Origin of the sequence: Pseudonocardia hierapolitana (genome assembly GCF_007994075.1) — a bacterium.
Taxonomy (GTDB): domain Bacteria; phylum Actinomycetota; class Actinomycetes; order Mycobacteriales; family Pseudonocardiaceae; genus Pseudonocardia; species Pseudonocardia hierapolitana.
Map to the genome: position 1 here is coordinate 8,436,779 of NZ_VIWU01000001.1, position 15,760 is coordinate 8,452,538.

At 70.3% G+C, this 15,760-nt stretch carries 20 protein-coding genes and 1 pseudogene; 9 read left to right on the forward strand and 12 right to left on the reverse strand.

The annotated features are described in order from the left end of the window. Positions 1 to 25 precede the first annotated feature (25 nt). Complete coding sequence (gene map / locus FHX44_RS39780) at positions 26 to 811, reverse strand: type I methionyl aminopeptidase (RefSeq protein ID WP_147260483.1); 786 nt, start codon at positions 809 to 811, stop codon at positions 26 to 28. A gap of 144 nt (positions 812 to 955) precedes the next feature. Here map and FHX44_RS39785 point away from each other — a divergent pair, with 144 nt between their 5' ends. Further along, positions 956 to 1,420, forward strand: coding sequence for a GNAT family N-acetyltransferase (locus tag FHX44_RS39785; RefSeq protein WP_147260484.1), 465 nt, complete (start codon positions 956 to 958; stop codon positions 1,418 to 1,420). Positions 1,421 to 1,444: 24 nt separating this feature from the next. On the opposite strand, the gene FHX44_RS43980 is transcribed toward FHX44_RS39785, so the two are convergent. Then, entirely contained in the window at positions 1,445 to 1,579 is a 135-nt protein-coding gene (locus FHX44_RS43980; RefSeq protein WP_281287942.1) for an aromatic-ring hydroxylase C-terminal domain-containing protein, read from the reverse strand. Beyond that, on the reverse strand, positions 1,576 to 2,967 hold the full coding sequence (locus FHX44_RS39790) for an FAD-dependent oxidoreductase (RefSeq protein ID WP_246170846.1): 1,392 nt from the start codon (positions 2,965 to 2,967) through the stop codon (positions 1,576 to 1,578). The genes FHX44_RS43980 and FHX44_RS39790 overlap by 4 nt, the downstream gene beginning before the upstream one ends. 89 nt (positions 2,968 to 3,056) lie before the next feature. Here FHX44_RS39790 and FHX44_RS39795 point away from each other — a divergent pair, with 89 nt between their 5' ends. The 3 genes from FHX44_RS39795 to FHX44_RS39805 all read left to right on the forward strand — a co-directional run bounded on the left by FHX44_RS39795 (position 3,057) and on the right by FHX44_RS39805 (position 5,301). Continuing rightward, positions 3,057 to 3,812 carry a TetR/AcrR family transcriptional regulator gene (locus tag FHX44_RS39795; protein WP_147260485.1) on the forward strand — a complete coding sequence of 252 codons (756 nt, stop codon included), beginning with the start codon at positions 3,057 to 3,059 and terminating at the stop codon, positions 3,810 to 3,812. A 181-nt stretch (positions 3,813 to 3,993) separates the two neighbouring features. Beyond that, a complete protein-coding gene (locus tag FHX44_RS39800) occupies positions 3,994 to 4,350 on the forward strand; it encodes a hypothetical protein (protein ID WP_147260486.1) in 357 nt (118 codons plus the stop codon). Between the two features lie 315 nt (positions 4,351 to 4,665). Further along, the gene (locus FHX44_RS39805) at positions 4,666 to 5,301 is read left to right on the forward strand and encodes a TetR/AcrR family transcriptional regulator (RefSeq protein ID WP_147260487.1); all 636 of its coding nucleotides are present in this window, start codon (positions 4,666 to 4,668) and stop codon (positions 5,299 to 5,301) included. A gap of 12 nt (positions 5,302 to 5,313) precedes the next feature. On the opposite strand, the pseudogene FHX44_RS44370 reads toward FHX44_RS39805, so the two are convergent. From FHX44_RS44370 to FHX44_RS39820, 4 genes and pseudogenes are all read right to left on the reverse strand, one after another. Beyond that, positions 5,314 to 5,538: pseudogene (locus FHX44_RS44370) on the reverse strand (MmyB family transcriptional regulator); the annotation flags it as partial. A 42-nt stretch (positions 5,539 to 5,580) separates the two neighbouring features. Next, positions 5,581 to 6,597, reverse strand: coding sequence for a 4-hydroxy-2-oxovalerate aldolase (gene dmpG, locus FHX44_RS39810; RefSeq protein WP_147260488.1), 1,017 nt, complete (start codon positions 6,595 to 6,597; stop codon positions 5,581 to 5,583). Next, positions 6,594 to 7,586 (reverse strand): acetaldehyde dehydrogenase (acetylating), encoded by a 993-nt coding sequence (locus FHX44_RS39815; protein WP_147260489.1) that lies wholly within the window; start codon positions 7,584 to 7,586, stop codon positions 6,594 to 6,596. The genes dmpG and FHX44_RS39815 overlap by 4 nt, the downstream gene beginning before the upstream one ends. Further along, positions 7,583 to 8,404 (reverse strand): 2-keto-4-pentenoate hydratase, encoded by an 822-nt coding sequence (locus FHX44_RS39820; RefSeq protein ID WP_147260490.1) that lies wholly within the window; start codon positions 8,402 to 8,404, stop codon positions 7,583 to 7,585. Before FHX44_RS39820 ends, FHX44_RS39815 begins: the two co-directional genes overlap by 4 nt. 74 nt (positions 8,405 to 8,478) lie before the next feature. Here FHX44_RS39820 and FHX44_RS39825 point away from each other — a divergent pair, with 74 nt between their 5' ends. Together FHX44_RS39825 and FHX44_RS39830 are read left to right on the forward strand one after the other, a co-directional pair. After that, entirely contained in the window at positions 8,479 to 9,228 is a 750-nt protein-coding gene (locus tag FHX44_RS39825) for an IclR family transcriptional regulator (protein ID WP_147260491.1), read from the forward strand. 370 nt (positions 9,229 to 9,598) lie between these two features. After that, positions 9,599 to 10,027 carry an organic hydroperoxide resistance protein gene (locus FHX44_RS39830; protein ID WP_147260492.1) on the forward strand — a complete coding sequence of 143 codons (429 nt, stop codon included), beginning with the start codon at positions 9,599 to 9,601 and terminating at the stop codon, positions 10,025 to 10,027. 336 nt (positions 10,028 to 10,363) lie between these two features. On the opposite strand, the gene FHX44_RS42960 is transcribed toward FHX44_RS39830, so the two are convergent. Next, positions 10,364 to 10,765 carry a chorismate mutase family protein gene (locus FHX44_RS42960; protein WP_246171071.1) on the reverse strand — a complete coding sequence of 134 codons (402 nt, stop codon included), beginning with the start codon at positions 10,763 to 10,765 and terminating at the stop codon, positions 10,364 to 10,366. Between FHX44_RS42960 and FHX44_RS39835 the strand changes: the two genes are divergently transcribed. After that, entirely contained in the window at positions 10,764 to 11,312 is a 549-nt protein-coding gene (locus FHX44_RS39835; protein WP_246171053.1) for an SDR family NAD(P)-dependent oxidoreductase, read from the forward strand. The genes FHX44_RS42960 and FHX44_RS39835 overlap by 2 nt on opposite strands. A gap of 119 nt (positions 11,313 to 11,431) precedes the next feature. On the opposite strand, the gene FHX44_RS39840 is transcribed toward FHX44_RS39835, so the two are convergent. After that, positions 11,432 to 12,073 (reverse strand): TetR/AcrR family transcriptional regulator, encoded by a 642-nt coding sequence (locus tag FHX44_RS39840; protein WP_147261859.1) that lies wholly within the window; start codon positions 12,071 to 12,073, stop codon positions 11,432 to 11,434. Positions 12,074 to 12,157: 84 nt separating this feature from the next. Here FHX44_RS39840 and FHX44_RS39845 point away from each other — a divergent pair, with 84 nt between their 5' ends. Beyond that, the gene (locus FHX44_RS39845) at positions 12,158 to 13,138 is read left to right on the forward strand and encodes a zinc-binding dehydrogenase (protein WP_147260494.1); all 981 of its coding nucleotides are present in this window, start codon (positions 12,158 to 12,160) and stop codon (positions 13,136 to 13,138) included. Positions 13,139 to 13,225: 87 nt separating this feature from the next. Then, a complete protein-coding gene (locus tag FHX44_RS39850) occupies positions 13,226 to 13,570 on the forward strand; it encodes a LysR family transcriptional regulator (RefSeq protein WP_147260495.1) in 345 nt (114 codons plus the stop codon). A gap of 39 nt (positions 13,571 to 13,609) precedes the next feature. Here FHX44_RS39850 and FHX44_RS39855 read toward each other — a convergent pair whose 3' ends face one another. The 3 genes from FHX44_RS39855 to FHX44_RS39865 all read right to left on the reverse strand — a co-directional run bounded on the left by FHX44_RS39855 (position 13,610) and on the right by FHX44_RS39865 (position 15,569). Continuing rightward, a complete protein-coding gene (locus tag FHX44_RS39855; protein WP_147260496.1) occupies positions 13,610 to 14,089 on the reverse strand; it encodes an NUDIX hydrolase in 480 nt (159 codons plus the stop codon). 15 nt (positions 14,090 to 14,104) lie between these two features. After that, complete coding sequence (locus FHX44_RS39860) at positions 14,105 to 14,596, reverse strand: NUDIX hydrolase (protein WP_147260497.1); 492 nt, start codon at positions 14,594 to 14,596, stop codon at positions 14,105 to 14,107. An 85-nt stretch (positions 14,597 to 14,681) separates the two neighbouring features. Next, positions 14,682 to 15,569 carry an aminoglycoside phosphotransferase family protein gene (locus FHX44_RS39865; RefSeq protein WP_147260498.1) on the reverse strand — a complete coding sequence of 296 codons (888 nt, stop codon included), beginning with the start codon at positions 15,567 to 15,569 and terminating at the stop codon, positions 14,682 to 14,684. Positions 15,570 to 15,760 lie beyond the last annotated feature (191 nt).

Sequence of the window (15,760 nt, forward strand, 5' to 3'; positions counted from 1 at the left end):
CGCAGCGCCGCCGTGCCCCTCCAGTTCAAGCGGTCACGGGCTCGTCGTCCCGCCGGGTGAGTACGAGCGGGCCGTCCTCGGTGATCGCGATCGTGTGCTCGGAGTGCGCCGTTCGCGAACCGTCGGCCGAGCGGATCGTCCACCCGTCCTCGTCGAAGACGATCCGGTCCGTCGTGGCGGCGAACCACGGTTCGAGCGCGATCGTGAGGCCCGGCCGGAGGACGAGACCACGGCCCGGGCGGCCGTCGTTGGAGACATGGGGGTCCTCGTGCATGGTGCGGCCGAGTCCATGGCCACCGAACTCGAGGTTCACCGGGTATCCGTGCGCGCCGGCGACGGCTCCGATCGCCGCCGAGACATCGCCCAACCGGTTCCCCGGCTGGGCCGCCTCGATGGCGGCCTCGAGGGCCAGCCGGGTTGCGCGGACCAGTCGCTCGTCGTCCTCCGCAGCGGTCCCGACGATCACCGTGACCGCCGAGTCCGCCACCCAGCCGTCGATCCCCACGGCGAGATCCATGCTCAGGACGTCGCCGTCACGCAGCCGGCAGTCGTGCGGCAGCCCGTGCAGGACCGCATCGTTGACCGACAGGCAGACGACGTTGCGGAACGGGCCGCGGCCGAAGGACGGCGCGTAGTCCCAGTAGCAGGACTCGGCCCCGCGCTCGTCGATGCGGCGGCGGACGTGGTGCTCCAGGTCGAGGAGGTTGACACCCACCTCCGCGAGACCCTGCAGCTCGCTCAGCACCTGGGCCACGAACTGGCCCGCGATGTGCATCTTCTTGATCTCCGTAGGCGTCTTCAGCTCGATCATGCGCGTCTCTCCCGGGAACAACGAGGCCAGCGAACGGTATTGTTATACCGCACCGTGTCGGTATATTAATACCGGCCCCGGCTGCAGGGGGACCGGCAGGCCGCGACGCCGTATTCGAGATGTGCCGGTTGTACCGTCATCGACGTGCGGACCCGAACGGGCGACCGATCCGACGCCGCGTTCATCGTCGAGATGGCCCGACTCGCCTCGTCGATCGAGGGCCGCCCGCTGCCCCCGGCCGACGATCCCGTGCTGGCGCAAGGCCTTCCCCCGTCACCGGACACGAGCGTGCTGGCGCTCGACCACGATGGCCGTCCGGTCGGTGCAGCCTGGTGGCACTTCCGGGAACCCCTGCTGGTCGTGACACCCGACGGCGCGCCGGTCCCCGAGCTGGTCATCGCGGTGACGCCCGCCGAGCGCGGCCACGGGGTCGGTCGTCACCTGCTCGACGCACTCATCACCCGCGCTGCGCGACACGGCTACGACCGGCTCGCCCTCAACGTCCACGTTCTCAACCCCGCAGTCCGGCTCTACTGTCGGACCGGCTTCGTCGTCGCGGGGAAGGGCCGCGGTCCGCTCGGCGTCGCCATGGTCCGCCACTTGCCGTGAGCTGGTCGGCTTCGAGACGTCCCGTCAGGGTGTCGGGTCGCCGAACCAGTGGGTCGCGGCGCGCCGGAACGCCTCGCGATCGGGGTCGTGGTCGTCGGTCCAGGCGACGATGCCGTCGGGTCGGATCAGCAGCGCGCCGAACCCGAGGTCGTCGCTCACCGGCCCGGCCGCGTAGGGATCCGGCCCTTCCAGCTCGTCGCCGCGTCGTGCAGGCGCTGGTCGGCGGTGAAGTCGAGTGCGACGCCGGGTCCATCCCGCAGGAGGTCGCCGAGACGGGTGCCGTCGGCGAGCCGGAAGTCCGGGGCGGTCCGGCCGACGAGCGGCTGGTCGCTGCCCAGGTCGTAGCGGTGGGACAGTCCCGAGGTGCTGCGGAACACGTGGGTGGTCCCGTCGCGGGTGTCGAGCAGGTCGTGGACCAGCCGCTGCAGAGCTGGGGTGTTGGGGCCGGGGTTCATCGTCGCGACCTGGGCGCGTGACCAGTCGAGGATCGCCGCGCCGACGGGGTGGCGTTCGGCGGTGTAGGTGTCGAGCAGGCCGTCCGGTGCCGTGCCGTGGATGGTGGCGGCGAGCTTCCAGCCGAGGTTCATGGCGTCGCCGATGCCGAGGTTGAGGCCCTGACCGCCGAGCGGGGAGTGGATGTGGGCGGCGTCGCCTGCGAGCAGGATGCGGCCGTTCCGGTGGGTCGTCGTCTGCATCGCGCGGTCGGTGAAGCTGGAGGCGAGATGGACCGCGGTGAGTGTCGCATCGGTGCCGGAGACCCGGCGCAGGACCGTCTGGAGGTGCTCGCGCGTCAGGGGCCGTGAGCGGTCGAAGGCGCCGCCGTCGAAGTCCATCATCCCGAGGTGTCCCTCGAAGGGCGTCCGCAGGTACATGCCCGTCGGCGTCAGGTTGAAGCCCAGGTCCAGCTTCTCCGGATCCGCGAAGGTGACACGGGCGGCGTAGCCGGTGAACAGCGGTTCGGTGCCGACGAAGTCGAAGCCCGCCAGTTCGCGCACCGTGCTGCGTCCGCCGTCGCATCCCACGAGCCAGCGCGCCTGGTGGTCGCGCCCGCCGGCTCGTGCGACGACGGTGTCGCCGTCGTGGGTCACGGCCTCGACGGGAGCGCCCCGCAGGATCTGCACGCCGAGCCTGGCCGCCCGCTCGGCCAGCACCGTCCCGACCGCGTCGAGGCTGGTCACGATGCCCTCCATCGCCGGACCGGGCAGCCGGAACGGGAGGGCGGCGGCATCGATGTCGGCCGGGTCGAGCCGCATGCCCGCGAAGTGGCTCACGCCACGAGGAGCCGGCGGCTCGTGAGCGTCGGGATCCGCGCCGATCTGCTCCCCGTCGACGCCTGACGCTTCCAGCAGCTCTGCCAGCATCCCGCGGCGGTAGAACGTCTCGACCGATCCGGCGTTCAGGCCCCGCATCCCCAGCGGGAGCGCCTTCCACGGCGAGGTCTGCTCCTGGTCCCGCTCCAACACCAGGACCGAGCAGTCCGCCAGTGCGAGCTCACCGGCGAGGAACAGGCCCACCGGGCCGGCACCCACGACCAGCACGTCATGCACGTGAACCCCCTCCGGAATGGAGCATCGCTCCAACACTGGAACGATACTCCATGTTGGATCGGTGCTCCAAACCTGCCAGGATGTCCGGCATGGCCGCACGGACACGTCGATCACAGCGACGCAGGCAGGTGCTCACCCGGGAGCACATCGTGGAGACGGCTGTCGAGCTGCTGGACGCGGCAGGAGTGGGCGCACTGACGGTGCGGGCGCTGACCGGCCGCATGGCCACCGGTCCCGGCGCGATCTACTGGCACATCGGCAACATGGACGAGCTGCTGGAGGCCGCGACCGACGCCGTCGTCGCCACCGCCCTGGCCACGCGTACCCAGCTCGCCGAGGCCGCGGGCACGCCCCAGGACGAGATCCGCGCCGTGGCACTCGGCCTGTTCGACGCGGTCACCGAACACCCGTGGCTCGCCACCCAGCTCGCGGTTCAGCTCACCCGCAACCCCTGGGGGCCGGTGACATTGCGGATCTTCGAGAACATCGGCCGGCCGGTCCGCACGCTGGGTGTGCCGCAAGGCGAGTGGTTCACGACGACCTCGACGCTGGTCCACTACATCCTCGGCGCCACCGCCCAGACCTCTCAGAACACGGGCGACGACAGCATCCCCGGCTCCGAAGCGGATCGCGCCGAGTTCCTCAACACGGCATCCAGGGCATGGGACGGTCTCGACCCCGACGACTACCCGTTCATCCGGTCCATCGCAGACCAGATGCGCGAGCACGACGACCGCGAACAGTTCCTCACCGGCATCGACCTCGTCCTCACCGGCATCACCACCCTCCATCCACCCACCACATCAAGGCCCCCTGCTCCCGACTGCCTCCCCAGCCCCGAGTAGGCCTTGGCCATGCCAGGGCCGGCTCGGCAGGTGGCCCGCGTGCTGGAGATCTCGGACCTGATCGTGTCGTGGGACCCGGTCAGCGGCGATCGTCCACTACGAAAAGGTGCACACCTGAACGGCCGGTGACTCACGCTCGTTCGGGGAGTTGGGTGGGCCCCTCCTCGAGGAGGTGGTCTGAGTGCCCACGATCGCGATGGCTTTTCCGATCCCACCGGAGAAGCTCGAGACCTGGCGAAGTGGCATGCGCGAGATCGCCGGCCCCCGCCGCGCGGAGTTCGATGCCTCGCGGCAGCGGCAAGGTGTCGCGAGCAGCAAGGTCTGGCTGCAGGAGGGCCCAGGTGGGCCGCTGGAGCTGCTGGTCATGGAGGTCGATGACCCGGCCCGGATGTTCATGGAACTAGGCACCTCGCAAGACCCGTTCGATGTGTGGTTCCGGGAGTTCATCGCCGACGTCTACGGGATGGATCTGCGCCAGCCCCCGCCCGGTCCACTGCCGGAACAGATCTTGGACTGGTCCGCACCGGTTCGGGCCTGAGCGGTCGGCACCGCCGAGGTATCCGAAGGCGGCCCGCGTGACACGTTCGGCCACCGTCCCTTCTCCCGGGCACGGGTGAGGCCGAGGCCGAGTAGCGCGCCGCTGTGGCACTGAACGGCCTCACCCAACCCGACCGCGGCACCCAGGCGTCGGGCACGATGATCAGCCAGTTCTTCCCGGTGAACGACGATGATCGCGCAGGCCCTGACGTATACTGACTAGTACGTCTTTCCCTCGCGACAGCACCTCGCTCCGATGACCGGAGGAGCTAGCGTGGGAAGGCCGAGGGCAGTGCCGAGACGAGGTGGAGCACCGATGACAGAGACAGCCGGCCGCACCCGAGATGCCGGCCCGCAGCAGTCGTCACCGGTACGGGAGCGGATCCTCGCAGCGGCGAACGAGCACTTCTACGCCGAGGGGATCCGGGCCGTCAGCGCCGACCGGCTGATCGCCGCGGCCGGCGTCAGCAAGGTGACCTTCTACCGGCACTTCCCCTCGAAGGACGACCTGGTCCTGGCCTACCTCGAGGGCCGCGCGGCAGTCGAGCGCCAGGCGCTGGAACAATTCCGCGACCAGGCAGGCGATGCCTGTGACACCCTCCTGGCCATCGCGCGGGGCATCGCGGACATCAGCTGCTCCCCCGGGTTCCGCGGATGTCCGTTCATCAACGCCGCGGCCGAGTTCGCCGACCCCGCCCACCCCGCGAGAAGGGCCATCGCCGCCCACCGGGCCTGGTTCGCGACGTTCCTGAAGGACCTGCTCGGGGAGATGGCCATCCACGACCGCGAGACGGTGGCCGACCAACTGATCATCCTGCGCGACGGCGCGATGGTCACCGGCTACCTCGGGCCCGACCCGGCCACCCTCACCGACACGCTCATCAGAGCCGGGCGAGCCGTGATCAACGACGCGAGAGCGAGCACCGCCCCGCCGAGCGACACATCGTCGTGACGACGTCCGGGCTCGGCCGGCGACCGGCGAGTAGATCACCAGCCTGACGTCCGGATCGTCATGAGTCTGGAAGCTCGCGTGATCGAAGGCGATCACGCCCTTCTCCGGGTGGTGCAGCGTCTTGCGACCGGGTCCTGGGCGCCGGACCTCGTGGCGCTGCCACCAGTCGTCGAACTCCGGGCACCCTTCGAACACGGCCGTGGACCACGCAGCGACCGCGGCCGGACCGCTTCGCATCACCGTGCTGCGACCGACCGGACAGTGTGAGGCCGGACCGCACTACCGCGCGAGGTCGAGGGCGATGTCGACGATCATGTCCTCCTGTCCGCCGACGAGGCGGCGGTGGCCGACCTCGACGAGGATGTCGCGGGTGTCCAGGCCGTGCTCCGCAGCAGCTCGCTCGGCGTGGCGCAGGAAGCTGGAGTACACACCGGCGTAGCCGAGCGTCAGGGTCTCCCGGTCCACGCGCACCGGCCGGTCCTGCAGCGGGCGGACGATGTCCTCCGCGGCGTCCTGCAGCGCGAACAGGTCGCAGTTGTGCTTCCAGCCGTGCAGGTTCGCGACGGCGATGAACGCCTCGATCGGGCAGTTCCCGGCGCCGGCACCCTGCCCCGCCAACGAGGCGTCCACCCGTGTGACGCCCTCCTCGACCGCGATCACCGAGTTGGCCACGGACAGCGAGAGGTTCTCGTGGGCGTGCATCCCGATCTGGGTGCCGGGGTCGAGGACGTCGCGGTAGGCGCGCACCCGGTCGCGGACGTCGCCCATGGTGAGCCGGCCGCCCGAGTCGGTGACGTACACGCAGTGCGCGCCCGCGTCCTCCATGATCTTCGCCTGCACGGCCAGATCGGCGGCTGGGGCCATGTGCGACATCATCAGGAAGCCGGCCACGTCCATGCCCAGCTCGCGGGCCTTGCCGATGTGCTGGACGGCGATGTCCGCCTCGGTGGCGTGGGTGGCCACCCGGACCGACCGCACGCCGAGGTCGTAGGCTTTCTGCAGCTCGTGCAGGGTGCCGATGCCGGGCAGCAGCAGGGTCGTGAGCACCGCGTTCTGCACGACCTCGGCCGCAGCGGAGATCCACTCCCAGTCGGTGTTGCTGCCGGGGCCGTAGGTGAGGCTCGCGCCGGCGAGGCCGTCGCCGTGCGCGACCTCGATGGCGTCGACACCTGCGGCATCCAGGGCTGCGGCGATGCGGCGCAGGTCGGCGGGGTCCAAGCGGTGCCGGATGGCGTGCATGCCGTCCCGCAGGGTGACGTCCTGGATGTAGAGGGTCGGCGCTGTCGTGGTGGTCATCGCAGGGCCTCCGCCGGCTCGCTGGTACGGGCCCGTGCGGCGAGGAGCTCGGCGGTGCGCAGGGCGGCCGAGGTCATGATGTCGAGGTTGCCGGCGTAGGCGGGCAGGTAGTGCGCGGCGCCCTCGACCTCGAGGAAGACCGAGACCTTCCACCGCGGCCGCGGCGTGCCGGCGCCGATGAGGGTGCCGAGCGGCTCGTCGTCGGCGATCGGTGTGACCTGGACCTGCTGCTTGAGCCGGTAGCCGGGGACGTAGCGGGCGACCTGTTCGACCATGGCGGCGACACCGGCCGTGATCGCCTCGGGGTCGCCGTCGTCGGCGAGGCAGAGAACGGTGTCCCGCATGATCATCGGCGGCTCGGCGGGGTTGAGCACGATGATCGCCTTGCCGCGGTCGGCTCCGCCGACGACCTCGAGGGCCTTCGCCGTGGTCTCGGTGAACTCGTCGATGTTGGCCCGGGTCCCGGGGCCGGCCGACTTCGAGGCGATGGAGGCGACGATCTCCGCGTAGCGGACCGGCGCGACCCGCGCGACGGCGGCGACCATGGGGATGGTGGCCTGGCCGCCGCAGGTGACCATGTTGACGTTGCGGGCCCCGACGTGCTGCTCGAGGTTCACCGCGGGCACGACGAACGGGCCGATCGCCGCCGGGGTCAGGTCGATGAGGATCTTGTCGTACGGCTCGAGTTTCGTCGCGTTCAGGACGTGCGCACGGGCCGAGGTGGCGTCGAAGACGACGTCGATCTCGTCGAAGTCCGGCAGTGCGACGAGCCCGTCGACGCCTTCGGCGGTGGTGGGGATGCCCAGGCGCCGGGCCCGGGCGAGCCCGTCGGAGTCGGGATCGATACCGACCATCGCGCCCATCTCGAGGGTCTCCGAGAGCCGGATGACCTTCATCATGAGGTCGGAGCCGATGTTGCCGGAGCCGATGATCGCGACCCGCGCCTTCGTCCCCCGTGCGGTGTCGTCGGTCGTGCGGGTGGCTGTCATGCCGCGCCTCCTGCGGTGTCGTCGGTGAACGCGGCGCGCACCGTGCCCAAGCCGGTCAGGGTCGCGGTGTAGCGGGCGCCGGCCCGCACGGGCACCATCGGGCCGAGGGCACCGGAGAGGACCACCTCGCCTGCGCGCAACGGGTCGCCGAGCTCGCGTGTCGTCCTGGCCAGCCAGAGGAGCGCGTTCACGGGGTCGCCGAGGCAGGCGGAGCCGGATCCGGAGCTGACGGTCTCACCCTCCTCGTCGACCAGGGTCATCTCGACGCCCCGCAGGTCCAGCTCGCCCAGGGGCCGTCGGGGCTCCCCGAGGACGTACAGGCCGCTCGATGCGTTGTCGGCGATGGTGTCGACGATCGTGATGTCCCACCCGGCCACCCGGCTGTCGACGATCTCCAGCGCCGGGACGACCTCGGCCACGGCGGCACGGGCGGCCCTCTCGTCGAGATCTCCCTCGGCGAGGTCCGCACCGAGGACGAACGCGATCTCCGCCTCGATGCGCGGTTGCAGCAGGCGCCGCATCACCACGGGCTCGTCCTGCGGACACGCCATGTCGTCGAACAGCACACCGAAGTCCGGCTGATCGACCCCGAGCTGCGCCTGCACAGCGGGCGACGTTAGGCCGATCTTCCGGCCGACGACGCGCCGCCCCTGGTCGAGCCGGGCGCGGGTGAGCAACGACTGCACCGCGTACCCGACGGATACCGAGGACCCGGGGAGGATCTCGCGGACAGGCGCACAGGGCGTGCGTTCGTCCGCGGCGCGCAGCAGCCTGTCCGCGGCTGCGTGGACCTCAGAGCTGAGAGAAGTGCCGGCCATGACTGGACGATCGCGCACGTCGAGCGGATCATCGAGCCGTGCGTTCCACTGGGCGGAACAGTGTGAAGCCCTCGATGCTGGGCAGAGCACTGGCGCTGCTGTCCGAGTTCCGACCCGGCGAGCGCGAGGTCGGCCTCGCTGAGCTCGCACGCCGCAGCGGCGTCGCGAAGCCCACCGCACACCGGCTCCTCGCCGAGCTCGAGGCCTGGATGCTCGTCGAGCGGACCGGCCGCGGCTACCGGCTGGGACTTCGCCTGTTCGAACTCGGTCAGGTCGTTCCGCGCCAACGCGACCTGCAGGAGACGGCCACCCCGTTCCTGGCCGACCTCTACGAGGCGACCAGGGAGACCGTGCACCTGGCGGTCCCGGACGGGGCCGAGGTCGTCTACGTCCAGAAGCTCGCCGCGCCCGATGGGCCGGACATCCCCTCTCGCCTCGGAGGGCGGATGCCCGCCCACTGCACGGGGGTGGGCAAGGCCCTCCTCGCCTTCGGCCCGCCGGAGCGACTGACCGCCGTCCTGACTGCGGGGCTCACCCGGCGAACGCCCCGCACGATCGTGCTCCCCGGCATGCTCGGCAAGCAGCTCACCGCCATCCGCCAGCAGGGCCTCGCCGAGGAACACGAGGAATCGGCCCCCGGCGTCGCCTGCGTCGCCGCCCCGGTCATGGACCCGAGCGGCGTGGCCGTCGCCGCGATATCGATCACGGGGTGGTCCAACCGGCTGGACACGAGACGAGTCGCTCCCGCCGTCCGCACCGCCGCACTCGCGTTGTCCCGCGCCCTTGGCGGCGCCCCGGTGCTCAGCACGCTGCGGGAACGCTGACGGGGCAGCTCAGACCCGTGGTCGAGCCGGCGACGGCTCTGCGACGAGCAGGTCGTCCAGCGTGAGCCGTTCGAGCTCAGCAGTGCCGGCCGCCCGGCTGTCGAGAGAAGCAGCGCGGCCTGCACTCTTCGCCCCACTCGGCTGACCACGGTCCGACTCGGCGCCGAGTGAGTCCCCAGCCGGACCACGCGCCTCCTGATCGACTCCGAGCCGAGCCACCCTCGGCCATCCCCGTCCGCGGCCGCAACGTGCGCGCTCTCCGCCCGCTGCCTCTCGTCGCGGTAGCTGTTGGCCTGCCGTGGCGATCGGTCGTGCTACTGTCAGACGTACTAGTTCGTCTACCTCACCCGAGAGATCCAGGGAGCAGAACATGAGTCATTCGCTGTACACGGCCGTGGCCACCTCCACCGGCGACGGCAGGGCGGGAGGCCGCGCCTTCACCGACGACGGACTCCTCGACATCACGCTGGCGATCCCGAAGTCCATGGGCGGCCCCGGCGGAGCCACCAACCCCGAACAGCTCTTCGCCGCCGGCTGGGCCTCCTGCTTCCACTCCGCACTCAAGGTGGTCGCCGCGCAGCAGAAGGTCACGTTCACCGACTCCGCGGTCGTCGCCGAGGTGCAGGTGCACGCGACGCCCGAAGGCGGGTTCGTGCTGACCGCGGCGCTGCACGTGGAGTTCGGCGGGCTGGACCAGGCCACCGCCGACCAGCTGGTGCAGGCGGCTCACGCGGTCTGCCCCTACTCGAACGCCACCCGCGGCAACATCGCGGTCACCGTGGACGCGACCGTCGGGTGACGGTCGGCCGGCGATGGAGAACGGCGGCCGGCGAAGCCGCTCCGTTCTCAGCGCAAGCCGGATCCTGCCGATGAGGGCGAGCGGCTGCGAGCCTGATGCTGGGTGCGTCGGCCCGGTTACCGCCCGCCGGTCGTCGAACAAGGGCTGATGGTCGCCAGTTGATCTCTGGGAGCGACCATCAGCCCTTGGTCACTGCCGCCACCTGGGGTGCTCCCGGGTCGGCGAGGGTCCTGCCGCCACGCCGAATTCGGATGGGCAAGCACGCCGAGCCGAGGCCCAGGAATCCCGGTCGTCGGCCGACCACCGGTCGCGCCCGCCGGCTCCCGGCCCGACGAGTCAGTTCGGAGCCTCACCGCAGACGGACCTCAAGGCCCGGTCCAATGCAGCCTTGTGGATGGCATCCATCTCGCCGGCCCGCTCCCTCACCGCCGCGGCCAACGAGGTCGAGCAGCTCTCCGGTGCGCGAGCCGGTTCAGCGGCCTTCAGCGCGGCGACCAGCTCATTGCTGATCCGGGTGATCTCGGGCCGGACCTGCGCGAGGTCCGGACGCTCTGCGGGCCGGGTATGCGGATGTTCGTCCCACTGCCGGAGCAGATCGGTTTGCACCTGGGTGCTGGCCGCGATCTGGTCGAGGACCACGCGGGCCACCCACTCGGGATCGACGCCGACACGACCCGCCTGCGCCCGGGCGTCGGCAACAACGACGGCCTCGCGCTCCGCGCTCCTCGCCCTGGACATCTCCGACCCGGACGCCGTCGCGGCCGCAGCCCGCGTGGCGGGCGACGTGAACCTGCTGGTCAACAATGCCGGCGTCGGAGGGGGCACCCTGCTCGGCGACCTGCAGGCGGTCCGCGCTGCGCTGGACGTGAACTTCTGGGGCACTCTGTCGATGGCCCGCGCCTTCGCACCGGTCCTCGCAGCGAACGGCGGGGGCTCGATCGTGAACATGGCCTCTTCGGCGTCCTGGTTCGTCTTCCCCGGCAGCAGCGCCTACGCGGTCTCGAAGGCGGCCGTCTGGAGCATGAGTCGAGCGCTGCGCCAGGAACTGGCCGGTCAGGGCACGCTCGTCGCCTCGGTGCATCTCGGGGCGGCCGACACCGACATGATGAAGGGCGACGACGTGCCCAAGATGGACCCAGCCGCTGTCGCTCGTATCACCCTCGACGGTGTCGAGGCCGACGCCGTCGAGGTGGTCGTCGACGAGTTCACCGAGATGGTCAAGGCGTCCCTGAGCGAGGACCCGCGGGAGTTCGACAAGCAGTTCCACCGGCTCCTGAACCCCTGACCGCGCCGAAGTCGATGAAGTTTGCTGGGCGGGTGAGCACATATTGCAGGTGCACAGCCCGTCCTGGCGCGGGGCCTCGTCGGTCGGCTTCCCCATGAACCGGACGAAGCCACTCCCGATCACGAGGCTGACGTCGTCGGCGCCGAGGCGGGCGCCAACCGTGCCACCGGCGGCAGCGGCGAGGCCACCGGCGAGGCCTGGAACGCCTGGATCGCGAGCGCGGCGAAGCGTCGGGACGCCGCGACCCGGGCAGCCGGTGAGGCGGCGCGGATACCGCTGTTGGCCATGAGCACGAGGATCACGTCGTCCAGAACGAAGTCCGGGCGCAGGCGGCCGACGTCCTTGGCGCGACGGGCCAGTTCGGCGACGCGGTCGAGCGAGGACGCCCGCAATGCGGCGAAGTCCATCGCGTGGGGGAAGGTCGACATGAAGGCCGCTGTGAAGCCCCGGTCCAGGGCGTGCAGCTCGCAGATCCGCTCGATCACGCGGCAGAAGCCGTGCCATGGATCCGGGTCGGCGAGCCCCTCGTCGACAACGGCGAGGCACGCGCACATCTGGTCCCGGAACGCCTCGGTGACCAGCACCTCCTTGGTCGGGAAGCGGCGGTAGAGGGTGGCGGGACCGACCCCGGCCCGCCGGGCGATCTCCCGCATCGGCACGTTCAGACCCTCGGCGGCGAACACCGCGCGGGCCGCATCGAGGATGCGTTCGCGGTTGTCCCGGGCATCGGAGCGCAACGCGTGAGGCAAACGGTCCGTCACCGCTCTCACTTTAGCTAAACGGACACAGGCGTCCGTTAACGTCCGCCGCGTCAGTCCCATCGATCCCAGAACACGGAGACGACAGTGAAGGCAGTCGCGATCCAGGCGTTCGGAAGCCCCGAGGGCCTTGTGGTCATCGACCTCCCCGACCCGACTCCCGCCGACGGGCAGGTGCTGGTCGCCACCGAGGCGATCGGCGTCGGCTCAGTCGATGTCTTGATCCGGCGCGGTGCTCTTGCCGCCTACGGCTTCTCCGAAGGCCACGTCCTCGGCGGCGAGATCGCGGGCACCGTCACCGCGGTCGGCAGCGGCGTCGACACGTCGTGGGTCGGTCGACGTGTCTGGGCGTTCACCGGCATGGGCGGCGGCTATGCCGAGCAGGCGGTCGCTCCGGCCGCGACACTCGTCCCCCTCCCGGCGGCCTTGTCGGCCGTCGACGCGGTGACGCTCGGGAGCTCCGGAATCGTTGCCCACTTCGGCCTTCGCCACGCCCGCTTCGCTCCGGGTGAGTCGGTGCTGGTGCGCGGCGCGGCCGGCGGCATCGGGATCATGACGGTCCAGCTCGCGGCTCGCGGTGACGCCGGTGCGGTCGCGGTCACGACGTCGTCGCCCGAGCGCGGCGATCGCCTGCGCAAGCTCGGCGCCACCCACGTGCTGGACCGCGCCGGGGAGGGGGACGAGGACGCTCCCGCGGGCTACGACGTCATCATCGACGTCGTCGCAGGCGCGCACCTGCCGTCCTTCTTCGCCAAGCTCAACCCGAACGGCCGCATGGTGGCCGTCGGCGCGGTCGGCGGCCCCCCGCCGGCGGGCTTCGCCATGGAGATGATCGCGGCGTTCCGGAAGTCGATGTCCTTCGCGACCTTCAGCGCCGACACCGTGGCACAACCCGACCGACGTGCCGTGACCGCAGATCTGTTCGCTGCCGCGAGTCGCGGCGAGTGGGACGCAGTCGTCCACGACGTGCTGCCCCTGGAGGAGGCGGTGCCGGCTCACCGGGAGATGGAAGCCGGCGACGTGTTCGGCAGGATCGTGCTCGCGCCATCGGGGAGCCCCGCCCTGTGACGCACGGGCATCGGTCATGGCCCGAGAAGAGGATGGGTGACACGCAGGGCGAACGGCGTGCTCGCACCGGCGTGGCACCCTGGGCCCGTGGCGACGGACGTCGATCTCAAGCATCTTCGCTACTTCCTCGCCGTCGCCGACGAGGGCACCTTCACCGCAGCCGCCGAGCACTTGGGCATGACCCAGCCCGCCCCGTCCCGGGCGATCCGCGCGCTGGAACGTGAGCTCGAGACGGCCCTGTTCATCCGTACACCACAGGGAACCGAGCTCACCGAGGCCGGCCGGGCGCTCAGCCGCGACGCCCGCAACCTGATCGAGGCAGCTGACGCCGCACTGACACGTGCGGCGCGGATCGGACGCGAGGGACCACGGCTGCGGGTGACGGCCCGCGGGTGCGACGTGGACGTCCTCCAACGGCTCGTGGACTCCTAGGGGTGGCGGCTGTGCCGGCGAGACGCTGCTGCTCAACAGTCAGATTCGGGCCTCACGCATCGCGCGACGAACGATTGGCGCAAAGGGATGCCTTGCGATGTCGAGCTGCCGCGCGACGTCGGCGGCTGCCACCACCCGGCGAAACGGGATCTCGTGCCGTGGATCCCACGGATCGAGCGTGACGTCAGCCCGCCAGAGCGAACGAACCAGCACGCAACCCGCCTGTCGTCCCGCGATGTACTCACCGCGGGAGAACCCCAAGAGGCGGGCTCGGACGACGGTCGCGCACGCCTCCTCACGAACCTCTCGGCGTAAGGTCTGTTCCCATGTCTCGTCGCCCTCGCGTCGACCGGCGGGGAACTCCCAGCGTTGCCCGTCGCGGCTGATGACGACGACCTCGCCGCCGTCCGTGACGCAGATGCCTTCCGCGCCGTGACGCTGGCCGTCCGGCGGCAGGTCAGGAGGATGCCACGACACCAGGATCTCGTCGTCGCCGATGCGGACCCTCACCTGTTCCACGTCGAGATCCCCCTGCTAGCGCAGCCAGCGCGGAATCGGTGGCCGGCCGTGGAGCAGCACCCTGCATGCGGCAGCGCCGAAGTCCGCTGGGAAGACCCGAATGGTCCGCAGGGCGGGGTCGTCGATGTCCCACCAGCGGTACTCCTGGAAGTAGGTGCGTTCACTCGGAATCAGGTTGTCCTGGCTCAGGTCGCTCGAGGGAACTGAGCACCAGAAGTACCGCTCGTCGGAAGCGTGGGTCACGCCGGCTGCATCGGTGACGCTCTTCCGACGTCGCCAGATGCACGGTCCGGGGTCGTCAACGACGTGTCCGGTCTCTTCGAAGATCTCGCGCACGACCGCGGTCCGGAAGGTCTCCCCGGGCTCGACGCCGCCGCCGACGGTGATCCAGTAATCGGTGACGGGATCAGACGCGTCCAGCGCAACGGCGTCTCGCACGCGCAGTAGCAGTACCCGGCCGTCAGGATCGGTGATCAGTGCCCGCGCGGAGGGCCGGAACACGATCATGCCTCGACATTACATCCAGTGGCTTGCCGAGCATGCTCGCCCGCCCGCTTGGGAGCGCCGCCGCGGGAGTTGTCGCGCGACCGTGTCAAGAAGTTCGCCGATGGTCGGCGATTATTTGCGACAATGCGTATCGCCCCACGGCCGCTCGGGGGTGGCCGCCCACGCCGTATCTGCGTACCGCGCCGAGCCCGGCCTTCAATGCCCATCCGCGGCCGCGGACCCAGGTGTCGTCGTCGACACCGGATGCTTCACGGAACAACGGTCGCGTCTCTGCCGTGAGCAATGTCCACGCCGACACCATGTCGACGGCCGAATCGCCCGCCCCCATCAAGTCGAAATCAATCACCGCAGACAATTTGCCCCGCTCGGCCAAGAGATTCATCGGAAACAAGTCCCCGTGGATCCATACGGGGAGATGGTTTGACGGCGCTGCTCGGGCACTATCCCACACAGCAGTCGCCGACGCTTCGTCCACGATGCCCTCCGCGCCAAGCGCACGGATGTCGGAGCGAACATCGCTCCCGTCGCCTTGTAAAGGGTGGGGGCGTAACGAAGCCGGCGCACCCGTGACCTCGATACTCCGGAGTGCACCCACAAACCGGCCAAGGCGCACCGCGACATCCACAAGATCAACGTCTTGACGGGTGTCCAAACCTACCCCACGAATCCACCGAAATACAGCCCACTGCCGGGGAAATACTTCATCTGGGGCGCCAGCGGCGACGGGGATCGGTACGGTCAACGGCAGCTGCGAGGCCAGCCACGGCAGCCAAGTCAGTTCCACGTCGACTGCCGCCGCTGACCCGGGATGGAGCGGAAGACGCACCACCAAGTCATCACCCAGGCGGAACAACGCGTTGCCGGCCCCACCGGAAGGGCCCTCCGTGATAGGTCGGTCAGCCCACCGCGGGAACTGCCGATCCAGCAACTCGCGCACCGTAGCCACTGACACACTCGACCGGTCGGCGTTCATCGCGCATCTCCTAGCCGAGCGCCAGCAGCTTCATCGACTGTCGACACAACGGATGAGCATCACGCGGTGGCCGTCCCACGCCCGGGACCGCCACGCCGTGAAGATCACGAACTGCGGCTGGACCGCCAGGGCGGCTCTAGCGGCGTATCCCCGAACTCGCCGCCGAGCACACCGGGCAGTCGGTGGAGCAG

Coding starts and splice junctions, on each gene's coding strand:
- map (WP_147260483.1), bottom strand. CDS start 811: ATGATCGAGCTGAAGACGCCTACGGAGATCAAGAAGATGCACATCGCG.
- FHX44_RS39795 (WP_147260485.1), top strand. CDS start 3,057: ATGGCCGCACGGACACGTCGATCACAGCGACGCAGGCAGGTGCTCACC.
- FHX44_RS39805 (WP_147260487.1), top strand. CDS start 4,666: ATGACAGAGACAGCCGGCCGCACCCGAGATGCCGGCCCGCAGCAGTCG.
- dmpG (WP_147260488.1), bottom strand. CDS start 6,597: ATGACCACCACGACAGCGCCGACCCTCTACATCCAGGACGTCACCCTG.
- FHX44_RS39815 (WP_147260489.1), bottom strand. CDS start 7,586: ATGACAGCCACCCGCACGACCGACGACACCGCACGGGGGACGAAGGCG.
- FHX44_RS39820 (WP_147260490.1), bottom strand. CDS start 8,404: ATGGCCGGCACTTCTCTCAGCTCTGAGGTCCACGCAGCCGCGGACAGG.
- FHX44_RS39825 (WP_147260491.1), top strand. CDS start 8,479: ATGCTGGGCAGAGCACTGGCGCTGCTGTCCGAGTTCCGACCCGGCGAG.
- FHX44_RS39830 (WP_147260492.1), top strand. CDS start 9,599: ATGAGTCATTCGCTGTACACGGCCGTGGCCACCTCCACCGGCGACGGC.
- FHX44_RS42960 (WP_246171071.1), bottom strand. CDS start 10,765: ATGTCCAGGGCGAGGAGCGCGGAGCGCGAGGCCGTCGTTGTTGCCGAC.
- FHX44_RS39860 (WP_147260497.1), bottom strand. CDS start 14,596: ATGATCGTGTTCCGGCCCTCCGCGCGGGCACTGATCACCGATCCTGAC.
- FHX44_RS39865 (WP_147260498.1), bottom strand. CDS start 15,569: ATGAACGCCGACCGGTCGAGTGTGTCAGTGGCTACGGTGCGCGAGTTG.